Origin of the sequence: Chitinophaga pollutisoli, from assembly GCF_038396755.1 — a bacterium.
GTDB lineage: Bacteria > Bacteroidota > Bacteroidia > Chitinophagales > Chitinophagaceae > Chitinophaga > Chitinophaga pollutisoli.
Window position 1 is genome coordinate 4,510,167 of the sequence record NZ_CP149822.1, and the last position, 12,456, is coordinate 4,522,622.

General features: G+C 56.2%; 11 protein-coding genes and 1 pseudogene. 5 read left to right on the top strand and 7 right to left on the bottom strand.

Translation table 11 applies throughout. The features are described 5' to 3' along the window. The first annotated feature begins 161 nt into the window (after window positions 1–161). A complete protein-coding gene (locus WJU16_RS19140) occupies window positions 162–1,115 on the top strand; it encodes a ring-cleaving dioxygenase (RefSeq protein ID WP_341835022.1) in 954 nt (317 codons plus the stop codon). A 21-nt stretch (window positions 1,116–1,136) separates the two neighbouring features. Continuing rightward, window positions 1,137–1,760: a dienelactone hydrolase family protein gene (locus WJU16_RS19145; protein ID WP_341835023.1), complete on the top strand. Its 624-nt coding sequence runs from the start codon at window positions 1,137–1,139 to the stop codon at window positions 1,758–1,760. Between the two features lie 66 nt (window positions 1,761–1,826). Here WJU16_RS19145 and WJU16_RS19150 read toward each other — a convergent pair whose 3' ends face one another. The 5 genes from WJU16_RS19150 to WJU16_RS19170 form a co-directional block, all read right to left on the bottom strand. Then, window positions 1,827–2,519, bottom strand: coding sequence for an HAD family hydrolase (locus tag WJU16_RS19150; RefSeq protein WP_341835024.1), 693 nt, complete (start codon window positions 2,517–2,519; stop codon window positions 1,827–1,829). A 27-nt stretch (window positions 2,520–2,546) separates the two neighbouring features. Then, window positions 2,547–3,860, bottom strand: coding sequence for a GntP family permease (locus WJU16_RS19155; RefSeq protein WP_341835025.1), 1,314 nt, complete (start codon window positions 3,858–3,860; stop codon window positions 2,547–2,549). A 36-nt stretch (window positions 3,861–3,896) separates the two neighbouring features. Further along, window positions 3,897–4,577, bottom strand: a complete 681-nt coding sequence (locus WJU16_RS19160; protein ID WP_341835026.1) for a helix-turn-helix transcriptional regulator — start codon at window positions 4,575–4,577, stop codon at window positions 3,897–3,899. Window positions 4,578–4,600: 23 nt separating this feature from the next. Continuing rightward, entirely contained in the window at window positions 4,601–5,494 is an 894-nt protein-coding gene (locus WJU16_RS19165) for a PhzF family phenazine biosynthesis protein (RefSeq protein WP_341835027.1), read from the bottom strand. A gap of 80 nt (window positions 5,495–5,574) precedes the next feature. After that, window positions 5,575–6,801, bottom strand: a complete 1,227-nt coding sequence (locus WJU16_RS19170) for an ROK family transcriptional regulator (RefSeq protein WP_341835028.1) — start codon at window positions 6,799–6,801, stop codon at window positions 5,575–5,577. Window positions 6,802–7,377: 576 nt separating this feature from the next. Between WJU16_RS19170 and WJU16_RS19175 the strand changes: the two are divergent. The 3 genes and pseudogenes from WJU16_RS19175 (at window position 7,378) to WJU16_RS19185 (ending at window position 10,676) form a co-directional block, all read left to right on the top strand. Beyond that, window positions 7,378–9,098 (top strand): annotated as a pseudogene (locus WJU16_RS19175) (FAD-dependent oxidoreductase). 12 nt (window positions 9,099–9,110) lie between these two features. Next, window positions 9,111–9,776: a GDSL-type esterase/lipase family protein gene (locus WJU16_RS19180; RefSeq protein WP_341835029.1), complete on the top strand. Its 666-nt coding sequence runs from the start codon at window positions 9,111–9,113 to the stop codon at window positions 9,774–9,776. Window positions 9,777–9,815: 39 nt separating this feature from the next. Then, entirely contained in the window at window positions 9,816–10,676 is an 861-nt protein-coding gene (locus tag WJU16_RS19185) for an alpha/beta hydrolase (protein ID WP_341835030.1), read from the top strand. 71 nt (window positions 10,677–10,747) lie between these two features. Here the strand turns inward: WJU16_RS19185 and WJU16_RS19190 are convergent, their stop codons facing one another. Next, window positions 10,748–11,437, bottom strand: coding sequence for a LytTR family DNA-binding domain-containing protein (locus WJU16_RS19190; protein WP_341835031.1), 690 nt, complete (start codon window positions 11,435–11,437; stop codon window positions 10,748–10,750). Continuing rightward, a complete protein-coding gene (locus tag WJU16_RS19195) occupies window positions 11,406–12,437 on the bottom strand; it encodes a histidine kinase (RefSeq protein WP_341835032.1) in 1,032 nt (343 codons plus the stop codon). Before WJU16_RS19195 ends, WJU16_RS19190 begins: the two co-directional genes overlap by 32 nt. Between the last annotated feature and the right edge of the window lie 19 nt (window positions 12,438–12,456).

Sequence of the window (12,456 nt, forward strand, 5' to 3'; positions counted from 1 at the left end):
ATTTCGGGGTATAAAACTAGTGCAAATCACCGTTTTTTGCAAAACAAATCCCCCGTTCCCGTGTTTATCATGAACACGCCGCCCGGGAGCCATCACCTCCCAAGATCCATACACCCCGGGCGGCGGTGGCAACCGTACTTTTGAGGTCCAAATTCAAAGTCATGCAACAACTCGTCACCGGCATCCACCACATCACCGCCATGTGCGACGGCTCCCAGCGCAATATCGATTTCTATTGCGGCATCCTCGGCCTCCGCCTCGTGAAAAAAACCGTCAACTTCGACGCCCCCGACGTTTACCATTTTTATTATGGTGACGAAGCCGGCTCTCCTGGATCCATACTCACTTTCTTCCCCTTTGAAGGCATCATGAAAGGCAGAAGGGGCAAAGGCATGCTCAATACCACGGCCTTTTCCGTGCCTCATGCTTCGCTGGATTACTGGCGGCAACGGCTGCAGCGCTTCAACGTCAACGCCAAACCGCCGCAGGAACGCTTCGGCACCGAAAATTACCTTTACTTCGAAGACCCCGACGGCCTGGGCCTCGAACTGGTGTTCAACGACAATGATCCCCGCCCGCCGTTCTCTTACGGGCATATTCCCCTTGAACATTCCATCAAGGGCTTCTTTTCCGCAGAAATCTGGGAAGAAGGATATGAGAAAACGGCCGATCTGCTGACCAGCCTGCTCGACCACAAACTCATTGGCCAGCACGATAACCGCTTCCGCTTCGCCGCCGCCGACAAACCCGGCAATTACATCGATATCCTTTGCTCACCCGATAGCCTTCGCGGCCTGAGCGGCGGCGGCACCGTGCATCATATCGCCTTCGCCACGCCCGACCGCCAGGCGCAAACCGAAGTGCGGGGCAAACTGATGGAAAAATCCTTCAATCCCACGCCCATCCTTGATCGCAACTATTTCACTTCTATCTATTTCCGCGAGCCGGGCGGCGTGCTTTTCGAAATCGCTACGTTAGGCCCGGGCTTCGCCGTCGACGAAGCGGCGGACCATCTGGGTGAAGCACTGAAACTGCCGCAGCAGTACGAGCCCATGCGTGCCGAACTGCTGGAATCGCTGCCGAAGGTCTCCGTTCAGCTTGATAATTTCCGTTAAACTGTTTTGTAACTTTCTGGTATGCATACAAAGAAGATCATCTACTCCGGCACACCGCTGAAACAGGCTTCACGGGCGCTGATTATGGTTCACGGGCGCGGCGGGTCCGCGGAAGATATCCTGACGCTGGCGCCCATGCTGGCCGTGGGCGATTATGCACTGTTGGCGCCTCAGGCTACGGGGAACACCTGGTACCCGCATTCGTTCCTCATGCCGCAGGAAGATAATGAACCCTGGCTCTCCGCCGCTATCGAAGTACTGGCCTCTACCGTGCAGGAAATCGTGGATGCGGGGATTACCCATGACCGGATCTACTTCACCGGCTTCTCGCAGGGCGCCTGCCTCACGCTGGAATTCGCGGCGCGGCATGCCGTGCGCTACGGTGGCATCGCGGCTTTCACCGGCGGGCTGATCGGCGATCATGTGCACCGCTCGAATTACACGGGAGATTTTGCGCAAACGCCCGTTTTCATCGGCAGCAGCGATCCCGACATGCACGTGCCCGTCAAGCGCGTGCGCGAAACGGAAACGGTGTACGCCGACCTACATGCAGATATTCACATCAAAATCTATCCCAATATGGGCCACACGATTTCCGGCGATGAAATCAACATCGTCAACGAAAAAATATTCGGCAAAGTGTGAATTATGCTTATGTGAAAAAGAGAACGCCTGTCTGATCAGACAGGCGTTCTCTTTATGTATTAATATTTAAGCTAACAGCAATGGCAAGATTTCCGGGATGGCAATCACAGACCGGAAGTTGTCGTGTTCCACGTTGTGGTCGATTTTTTCGTACGCCCAGGTGGTGTGGTAGGGGATGTGGATGGCGTGGCCGCCGATGGCGAGCACAGGCAGCACATCCGATTTAAGGGAGTTGCCGACCATGAGGAAGTTTTCGGGCTGGCAGTCGAGGTGGCGGAGGAGTTTGTTATAATCCTTTTCGCCTTTATCGCTCATGATTTCGATGTGGTGGAAATGGTGGTTAAGGCCCGATTTGAGGAGTTTGCGCTCCTGGTCTAGGAGGTCGCCTTTGGTGGCTACCACGAGGCGGTAATGCCCTTTCAGCGCCTGGAGCACGTCTTCCACGCCTTCGAGGAGTTCCACGGGTTTGGCGAGCAGTTCTTTGCCGTATTCCAGGGCTTTATGGAGGATTTCCGGGTTGGCGGTATTGTTGGAAACGCGGAGGATGGTTTCGATCATGCAGAGCATGAAGGCTTTCACGCCGTAACCATAGAGGGGAAGGTTCTGCATTTCGGTGCGGAACAGTTCCTGGGAAACGGTGTGGTGGGGGAGGTAATCTTCGAGGAGGGCGCAGCATTTCTGTTCGGTTTCCTGGAAGTAGGGCTCGTTGACCCACAGGGTATCGTCGGCGTCGAATGCGATCGTAGTGATATTCGTCATATTGGGTGCAAAGTTAGGATTTCCCTGTTACATCATCACCGCGGAAAGCGCCAGCACGGCGAGGAAAGCGGTAATGCCCATCAGCAGCGTTGCCACGGAATAGACTTTGAGCATGGGTTGCATTTCGAGGCCGGAGAATTTGCTGATCACCCAGAAATAGGCGTCGTTGGCATGGGAGATGGCCATGCTGCCCGCGCCGAGGGCCAGCAGGCAGAGCAGGCGGCCTTCCTCGCTGTCGAGCCCCAGCCTGGGCATCAGCTGCCCCACGATCGCGGCGGCGGTGATGATGGCTACGGTGGAGGAGCCCTGGGCGGTTTTCAGCAGAACGGCGAGCAGGAAGGGAAAAAACAGGCCCAGCTGCGCGAGGGGCAAGGCTTCCGATAAATGGGTGCCCAGGTCGGTAGTGGCGAGTATAGCCCCGAAAGCGCCACCGGCGCCTATGATGACGAGGATGCCACCCGCTTTCTCGGAAGCTTCCAGCATGAGGCGGCTTACTTCCGCTTTCTTCCATCCCGTGCCGGTGTATAATGCCAGCAACACGCCAGCCGATAACGCCACCACGGGATCGCCGAGGATTTGCAGGATACCGGAGCCATGCTGCATTTTGGTGAACGCGCCCAGCGCGATGAGCGCGATGGGCACGATGATGGGCAGGAATGCTTTCCAGGCGGGTGTGACGGGCAGGGCTTCGTCTTCATGTGCATCGTGCTGTACGGGACCGGTTACACGTTTTCCCATCCAGGAAGCCCACCAGCATCCGGCGATCGCCGCCGGGATGGCCACGGCGGTCCCGATCAGGATGAGCCGCCCGATGTCCGCCCCGATCGTGCCCGCCGCGGCGGTAGCGCCGGGGTGGGGAGGGATGAGGCAATGCACGGCGTAGAGCCCCGAAGCCAGCGATACGGACATTACCAGCAATGGTTTCCCGCTTCTGCCGGCAACGGAACGGTTCAGCCCGCTCAATACGATATAACCGCTGTCGCAGAAAATGGGCAGCCCCACAATGAACCCCGTGATCCCCATGGCCGTGGCGGCCCTTTTCTCGCCCACCAGCTTCAGGATGGCGGCGGCCATCACGCGCGTGGCGCCGGTATGTTCGAGGATCACGCCGAGCATGGTGCCCAACACGATGATGAAACCCAGGCTCTGCATGATATGCCCGAAGCCTTCTTTCATCACGGCGATGATTTTCGGGAAAGGTAGTTCCACCCCGAGCCCTACGGCAAAGCAGGCGAGGAATAACGCGAAAAACGCATGAACGCGGAATTTTACCGTCAGCAATACGATCAGGCCGATACCTGCCGCCAGCGACAGCAGTACCTGGATGAAGGAAGCAGTCATATCACAATATAAACATTCTCCGCTCCCTTGTACTCCTTAAATCAGATCGAATGCCTGCGCGAATTGCGTGATGTCGTAGCTGGAATGCGCTTTCAGCTTGTTTTTGATGTTGCGGCGATGCGTGGTCACCGTTTTCTCGGAGATATTCAACTCAATGGCCATTTCCGCGGAGTTGCGGCCGAGGCCCATCAGCGTCAGTACTTCGCGCTCGCGCTGTGTCAGCTCAGCGAAGATGTGCTTGTTGGCGCGCAGGAAAGTGTTTTCCTTCAGCAGCCGGTTTACTTTCGCATTGATGTAATGCGCCTGCTCCACCGGCAGCGCGAAGGTGATGCAATGCGTGGGAACGCCTTCGGCGTTGCGGAAGAAGATGCGCGTGGCGCCGAGGTACCACTGCCAGGGATCCTCCGGGGTTGGCCGTACCTGGTGGAAAAACGACACGAACTCCCGCTCGCGGTTCCCTTGTATCAGCTGCATGATGCGGGGCACGTAATCGTCCATTTCCGCCGGGTTGAAAAAACGGTGGAAATAAGCGATGCCCATATCTTTCAGCGCCTGGAGATCCGTACGCAACAGGCGTTGGCCCCATGGTGACATATACTCCACGGATTGCGTGAGGATGTTATGTATGATGACGACAGCCGGGAGGTCTTCGCTGACCAGCTCTAATTGTGCGATCTTGGTTGACAGTTCCGTGTCCTTAATAGGTGGGATGCTCATGTACCAGCAAGATACACAGAAAGCTAGACGTGCAAAATACCTTCCATTACGATGGTGGAGGCCCCGCTTACCCAAATCCCCGCGCCGGTGACGCGGAACCGCAGTATGGATGGTTGCTGGATCTTCACGCCCTGCAGCACGGCATATTCTTTCTCCTTATGGATATACCCCTTCTGGAAGAGATACGCGCCCAGCGGGCCCGCTGCCGATCCCGTAGCGGCGTCTTCTCCGCCACCGGGGTGGAAGAAGCGCGCCTGTGCGATCTGGGGCGTGTCCTTATCGGTCATCGTAAAGCAATAACAACCCTGGAAGCCGTAGCCTGTGGCGATGTTCTGTAGGGCGCCGCCGGCCTGGGCGGCACGGTTGAGCGCGTCGATATTGCGGAGGGGCACCATCAGGTGCGATACTTCGGTGGTAACAACCGTAGGCTGCCAGTCGTACAGCTTCACATCTTCGGGCAGCAGGTGAAGGGCTGCGGCGATGTCTTCCGCCGGAACCGTATTGCCGGTGCGCGCCGGCTGTTGCAACATGCCGATGAACGGGAGGTCGTTGCTGTTGGTTTCAATGTTGAGCTGAACGCGCTTGTCTTTCATGATCACCGACGGACCGCCCTCCTGAACGCGGAAAACGTTCATGTCTTTCAGTACCGCCAGGCATACGGCCCCGAGCAGGTTATGGCCGGCGCCGCTGATCTCGCGGCCCTGGCGCGTAAAGGAGCGGACGCGGAGCGCTTTATCTTCTTTCGAATAATGCATGAAAGAAGTTTCGACATAACCGAATTCACGGGAAATCTGTTGGTAAAGCGAGGTCTCCAGCGGTTTGCCGGTTACGACCACGGGTAAGGGATTGCCTTTAAAACGTTCGTTGGTAAAAACATCGAGAACATAATAGGGCATGGTGTTCTGTTCGGATTTCATAGCATTCTCACTAAGGATTCTATCTTACAATTGGCCGATAAATGTACAACGTTTTATGTATTGCCCGCGGAAAAAACAATTCACGCGAGCGATAATAACTTGTTGCGTACCAACAGGCAGGCCCCGGTAACACCGGCCTTTTCACCGAGGGTGGAAAGCACCAGCTGCATATCGTTGTTGACGAGCGGGAGGGAATATTTGTTGATGGCGGATTTGATGGGCAGGCGGATGATATCGCCTGTGGCGCTCATGCTGCCGCCGAGGATCACCAGCTCGGGATTGAACAGATTGATGAGCATGGCGATGCCTTTGCCGAGTTTTTCGCCGATAGCGCCGATGAGCTCAATGGCAAGAATGTCGCCTTTTGCGGCGGCGGCGATGATATCGTCGAGCAGTACCTGGCCGGTTTGCGGGTCGGGTTGCACGATGGTGGTAACCCCTTCGCCCAGCTTCTCCATGAAATGCCGGATGAGCGCCTGGCCGGAGGCTTCCGTTTCCAGGCAGCCTTTTTTACCGCAATGGCACATCCGCTCATTGTTGAAAACAGGCATGTGGCCGAACTCGCCCGCAAACCCGGATTTGCCGTGGTAGAGCTGTCCGTTTACGAGGATGCCGAGGCCGATGCCGTGGTCGAGGTTGATGAATAGCGCGTTCTTTTCCTGGCGGAGAGCGCCGCTGCTGAATTCGCCGAAAGCCATGGCGCGGGAATCATTTTCCAGGAAGGTGCGGATGCCGGTCCTGCTTTCAAACACCTGGCTGAGAGGCGCTTCGCTGAAGTTGAAGAAATTGTGGCTGTAGCCGGTGGCATACTGTATGCGGCCGGAGATGTTCACGCCCATACCCATGACTTTTTCGCGGGGCACGGGCAGCGCGTCGAGAAAGCGGCCGATGATCTCGCAAAGCATGTCGAGCGAAGCGGGTGTATTCTCCAACTGGTAAGGGATCCTTTCCGTGATCTTTACCAGGTTGCGCTTGAAATCGAGCAGGCCGATGTTGACGTGGAATTTCTTCACTTCCACCCCCACGAAAAAACCGGCGTCGGGCGCGATACCGTAAATGTTTGGCTTGCGGCCGCCGGTGCTGTCGATCTTGCCGTAATCGCTCACCAGGCCCTCGCGCAGCAGATCACTTAGCAAGTGGGTAACCTTCGGCGTGGATGCATTCAGCTCGCGCGACAGGTCCGCAATCGTGGAATTGTCGTGTTGGGTGAACCAGGCCAGGATCTTCTTCTTCAAATGCAAATTCTTATACGCGACCCCGCCCAGGTCCGCCCTGTTCAGTTCATCGAAAAAAGTAGGGTGACCCATATCGTTGTGGGTAGTTTTAAGTGGACCTCAGTAAATAGGCCGTCAAGATACAAACCAATCGTTTTTAAAAAAATAAAATGGAACGCGCAGCTTCCCGCAAACCCTCCTGCTTCAGCAACCAGTTAAGGAAATGGCAAAATCTTATCATCGCGGACGTTACTATCTGAGGATGAACGTATTGCCGGTAAAATTCCCGAAACAGCCGTTTTGCAAAACTCCTGACATCCTACTGACATCCTTCGTTCATCCTTCGAAGGTGTTCTCTCGTGGTACGGGTTTGAGGGTGTTTGAACGAAGGATGAACGGAGGATGAACGAAGGATGAACGGAGGATCGACGCGTAAAGCAGCAGAATATTCACGATTTTAAAGGCATCATTATAAAAAAATTAAAAAGGTATTGTGGTTGGGAGAAAAATATTGTTATTTAGTCGCCTTATCACGATATGATGCATAAATTCCACCTGTTACTATTCCTGCTGCTCGTTCCTTTTTTCGGGCAGGCACAACAGCAAACCGATCTCCTGATTGTAGGCGGCGGCGCCAGCGGCACCATGGCCGGCATCCAGGCGGCCCGCATGGGCGTTAAAACCCTCATCGTCGAAGAAACGCCGTGGCTGGGCGGCATGCTCACCAGCGCGGGCGTAGCCGCTATCGACGGCAACCACCGCATGCCCTCGGGGCTCTGGGGCGAATTCAGGCAGAAAATCTATGATTATTACGGTGGCCCGGGTAAAGTATCCACCGGCTGGGTCAGCAATACACTTTTCGAGCCCAGTACCGGTAATACGCTGCTCCGCCAGATGGCCGCCGCGGAACCGAACCTGCAGATCCGGTTCAACACCGCCTTCACAGCCATTCGCAGGAACGGCGGCGGGTGGACCGTCACCGTCCGGGAAGGAAAAAATCCCGGAACATCACCGCCCGCCTTGTCATCGACGCCACCGAACTGGGCGATGTAATCGCCGCCGCCGGTGCGAAGTACAGTATCGGGATGGATGACCGCGCCGTTACCGGCGAAGCCCTCGCGCCGCCGGCCGCCAACGATATTGTTCAAGACCTCACTTACGTGGTAGTGCTGAAGGATTACGGCAAGGGCGCCGATAAAACCATTCCGCGGCCAGCGGGCTACGATCCCGCGCCCTTCCGCCAGTGCTGCGATATCGCTGATCCCGCGTCGTTCGATTCGCCGAAAAACAACTGCAACATGATGATGCAGTACGGCCGCCTGCCGAACAATAAATACATGATCAACTGGCCCAAACACGGCAACGATTATTACCTCAATATCATCGAAAAAACACCGGCGGAACGCGCCGAAGCCCTCAAAGCCGCGAAGCTCCACACCCTGCGCTTTGTGTATTACCTGCAAACGGAACTGGGCTACAAGCACCTCGGCATCGCCGACGACGAATTCCCGACGGCCGACAAGCTGCCCATGATCCCTTACCACCGCGAATCGCGCCGGGTGAAAGGGAAGGCTCTTTTTACAGCTAACCATGTTCTGGATCCCTATAACCAGGCGCAACTGTTATACCGTACGGGCGTTGCCGTGGGCGACTATACCATCGACCATCACCATGATAAAAACCCGGATGCGCCCAAAATCGATTTCGTGAAGATGCGGGTGCCTTCCTATAATGTTCCGCTGGGCGCGCTCATTCCCGAAGGCGTGGGCGGGCTGATCGTAGCGGAAAAAAGCATCGGCGTCACCAATATCGTGAACGGCGCCACGCGGCTGCAGCCGGTTGTGATGGGGATTGGCCAGGCAGCGGGCGCCCTCGCCGCCGTGGCGCTTCGCAACGGTACGGAACCGGAAGCTACGGATGTGCGCGCCGTGCAGCAGGCGCTGCTCGACCACAAAGCTTACATCATGCCCTTCATCGACGTGCCGGCCGGCAGTCCGCACTTCGCCGCCATACAGCGCATTGGCGCGGCAGGGGTGCTCCGCGGCAGCGGGGTGCCGTACCAATGGGCGAACCAAACCTGGTTCTACCCGGCGCGCGAAGTGTCGGGCTACGAGCTGGTGGAAGGTTTGCGCCCGTTTTTCCCGGCGCTGCGCAGGCATTGGGGCGCTACCGGCGATCCGCTCACGGTGGCGGCTATGCTGGAAATCTTCAGCAAAGCAGGCGTTTCCGTTACCATGGCGGAGGTGTCCGGCAACTGGAGCGGGCTCGCGCTGCCGGGGACGCCCGCGCCGGGAACCGTGCTCAATCGCGGCAGTGCAGCCGTGCTGACGGATCATTTCCTGCGGCCCTTCCAATATAAAGTAGACCTGAACGGAAACTTTCAACAGTAAGCAAACCGATACATGATGCAAAGACTCCTCCTTGCCGCCGCCATCCTGGCCGTAACCACCGCCCGGGCGCAGCAGATCGACAGTACCTATGCCAACGATTATTACAACGGCCGCATGGCCCTTTTCGCCACCTTCCCCGAGCAGCGGGGCGCTATCGTAATGCTGGGCAACAGTATCACGGAGCGCGCGGCGTGGCCTGAGCTGCTGCCGGGTAAAAAGATCGCCAACCGTGGCATCGGCGGCGACAATACCTTTGGCGTGCTGGCCCGCCTCGATGGCGTCATCGCCATGCGCCCTTCGAAAATATTCCTCCTCATCGGCATTAACGATCTCGGCCGTGGCCTGCCGGAAAACGTCATCCTGGCCAATTACCGCCGTATCCTGGAAAGATTGACGGCCTCGCTGCCGAAAACAAAAATCTACGTGGAAAGCGTGTTGCCGATGCATGAAAGCAAACTGCCCGCATACCTGCAAAACAAAGCAGGGAAGGTGGCGTCCCTCAATACCGGGATCGCCGCGCTGGCAAAGGAATTCAACCTGCCCTTCCTCAACCTCCACGAATGGGCTGCCGATGCAAACGGCCAGCTGAAAGCGGAATACACGGGCGACGGCATCCATCTTACCCCCATTGCTTACGCCGCTTGGATAAAATGGCTGCAGGAAAAGAAAGCGTTGTGACGGATTGCGGAAAACGCGCACAATCCTTACATTTGAAAGATGAGATTACTTTGTCTGCTGCTGCTTTGCAGCATTGGCGGCAGCGCCCAAAGCCGCATCGACTACGCGGTGAAAGACCAGGACACCTTATACATGCTGCATTTCGCGCCGCAGGGAACGCCTAACGGGATGACCGTGATGCACGTCCATGGAGGCGGCTTCTCGGGTGGTTCTCCGGATGGCGACCGTGCTTTTGCGGAAGGGCTGCAGGCGAGGGGATATAACGTGTTTTCCATTTCTTACCGACTCTTTCTCAAAGGCAGCGATTTCGGCTGCGGAACGGCTACGCCCGTCAAACTGAAAGCCATCGCCACCGCGGTGGAAGATGTAGCCGACGCGGCAAGGTTCCTGCTCGAAAATGGGAAAGCGCTGCAGGTGGATACTTCCAAACTATATCTCTCCGGCAGCAGTGCTGGTGCCGAGGCCATCCTGCACCTGCTGTATAATCCCTTCGCGGCATCGGACCGTCAGCGGTACGATTATTTCAAAAAACAAAGGTTCAAAGGCGCGCTGGTATTCGCCGGCGGGCTGGTGGACATCAACCCGGTGGATAAGCACACCTGGGTGCCGACGCTCTTCATGCACGGCACAACCGATGAGCTGGTGCCATACGGCACGGCTGCGCACCGCTTCTGCCGCGCGGACCAGCCGGGTTGGATGATCATGTTCGGCGACAAATCGATTTACGAAAAAGGCAAGCGCATGCAGCAGCCCGGCTTGTTGTACACCTACGTGGGCCGCGGGCATGAAGTGAGCGGTTACATGAACCGGGAGGTACCGAAAATCGACCAGTTCCTGCAACAGGTCAATTCCGGGAAAAAGATGAACGCCCAGGAGATCATTGTGCCTAAAGGGAAATAACCGGTTACGACATAACTAAAGATCCAGGCGCCGCAAGGTGCCTGGATTTTTTTATGGGGAAAGGGTGCGGATCAGCGTTCTTTCAGCTTGTTGAGATTGATTTTGAAAGTCTGGCCCACAGGCAGGCTTTCGTCGAGGATCACCACATGTCGGGGGCCCCATTCTTCCACTTTATCGGTAGCGATGATGTAGGATTTATGGATGCGGACGAAGCAGCTGGGGGGAAGGAGTTTCTCCATTTCGACTGTGGTGGCGTTTACGATCAGGCATTTGTTTTCGAGATACACCTTTACGTAGTTGCCCATGCTTTGGACGTAGTAGATCTCGGCGGGGTCCACGGTGGTTTGGGTGCTGCCGGTTTTGAGTACCAGCGGCTCCACGGCGGGCTTTTCCACGGGCGCTTCCTGCTGGAGGATTTTATTGACAGCCTTCAGGAAGCGGGGGAAGGAGATGGGTTTGAGGATGTAATCCACCACGTCATACTCGTAGCTTTCGAGGGCGAACTCGCTGTAGGCGGTGGTGAGGATGATTTTGGGGCGTGTGGGGCCGAGGGTTTTGAGCAGGTCGAGCCCGCTCAGTTCGGGCATGTTGATGTCCAGGAAAACAACGTCCACCTTTTCGCGATGGAGGAAATTGGCGGTTTCCATGGCATTGTAGCAATGGCCCACCACCTGCAGGGCCTGTACTTTTTCGATATGCGCTTCCAGTACGTAGTGCGCTCCGGGTTCGTCATCTACGATCAGGCAACGGAGTGTTTGCATGGCGGTCGAGAGTTAGTTGCAATTCTGTATAATAAATATTGTTTTCTTCATACGAAATCAGGGTGTGGCGCTTGGCGTAGGCCAGGGCCAGCCGTTGCCGCACGTTGTTCAGCCCAACGCCGGTCGAAGATACGGATTGTTTATTGGAAGGAACGGTGTTGCGGATTTTCAGCAGCAGCGTTTCCCCTTTGATTTCCAGCTCCACTTTGATATACGAGGCCGACATGCTGGAGGGCGCGTATTTAAAGGCGTTTTCCACGAAAGCGATGAGGATGAGCGGGGTGATGAGCAGATCCTTTTCATGGCCTTTCTTTTTGAACGTTACCTGGCAGCGCTGCCGCACGCGGGCGCGCTCGAGGTGAACGTAGTTGCGGATGAACTGGAGCTCGTCTTCCAGCGGCACCAGCTGTTTGCGGGAGCTTTCCAGCTGGTAGCGCATCAGTTCGCTGATGCTCAGGATCAGTTCCGGCGTTTTATTCGGATACCGGAGGCTGACGCCGTAGAGGTTGTTAAGGGTGTTGAAGAAGAAGTGGGGGTTGAGCTGGCTTTGCAGGTACTGCAATTCTTTTTCCTTGAGCAGCAAGGAGTTGCGCAGTTCTGAAGTCTGGAATGTAGCTCCCCGGTACAGGAACCACATGCCCACCCCGATGAGCAGGCAGGAGGCGGCGAACACCAGGTCGCCCAGCCAGAATATCTCAATATCCGTTTGGAACACGTACACGCGCAGGGTGTAGGTGACGGCGGTGACCAGGGCCAGCCAGGCCACGACGGTCCAGATGTATTGCCAATACTGGCTTTTATGGATCAGTAACCGCAGCATATACTTGTTGTGCACCACGCACATGACGTAGATGAATGCGAGGGAAACGTTCTGATAAATGAACAGCTGCATGTTATTCCCAGGATTCTGCATATTTACCAGCGTGTTCACCACCATCAGTACGATGAGGAACAGCAGGTTGACCACCAGCCCGTTCTGGAAAAAGTTTCTGAATGTCATACAGGCGGCAATTTAATAC

Excerpts from the sequence above, each read along its gene's own strand:
- WJU16_RS19140 (WP_341835022.1), top strand. The coding sequence starts at position 162 with ATGCAACAACTCGTCACCGGCATCCACCACATCACCGCCATGTGCGAC.
- WJU16_RS19145 (WP_341835023.1), top strand. The coding sequence starts at position 1,137 with ATGCATACAAAGAAGATCATCTACTCCGGCACACCGCTGAAACAGGCT.
- WJU16_RS19150 (WP_341835024.1), bottom strand. The coding sequence starts at position 2,519 with ATGACGAATATCACTACGATCGCATTCGACGCCGACGATACCCTGTGG.
- WJU16_RS19155 (WP_341835025.1), bottom strand. The coding sequence starts at position 3,860 with ATGACTGCTTCCTTCATCCAGGTACTGCTGTCGCTGGCGGCAGGTATC.
- WJU16_RS19160 (WP_341835026.1), bottom strand. The coding sequence starts at position 4,577 with ATGAGCATCCCACCTATTAAGGACACGGAACTGTCAACCAAGATCGCA.
- WJU16_RS19165 (WP_341835027.1), bottom strand. The coding sequence starts at position 5,494 with ATGAAATCCGAACAGAACACCATGCCCTATTATGTTCTCGATGTTTTT.
- WJU16_RS19170 (WP_341835028.1), bottom strand. The coding sequence starts at position 6,801 with ATGGGTCACCCTACTTTTTTCGATGAACTGAACAGGGCGGACCTGGGC.
- WJU16_RS19180 (WP_341835029.1), top strand. The coding sequence starts at position 9,111 with ATGATGCAAAGACTCCTCCTTGCCGCCGCCATCCTGGCCGTAACCACC.
- WJU16_RS19185 (WP_341835030.1), top strand. The coding sequence starts at position 9,816 with ATGAGATTACTTTGTCTGCTGCTGCTTTGCAGCATTGGCGGCAGCGCC.
- WJU16_RS19190 (WP_341835031.1), bottom strand. The coding sequence starts at position 11,437 with ATGCAAACACTCCGTTGCCTGATCGTAGATGACGAACCCGGAGCGCAC.
- WJU16_RS19195 (WP_341835032.1), bottom strand. The coding sequence starts at position 12,437 with ATGACATTCAGAAACTTTTTCCAGAACGGGCTGGTGGTCAACCTGCTG.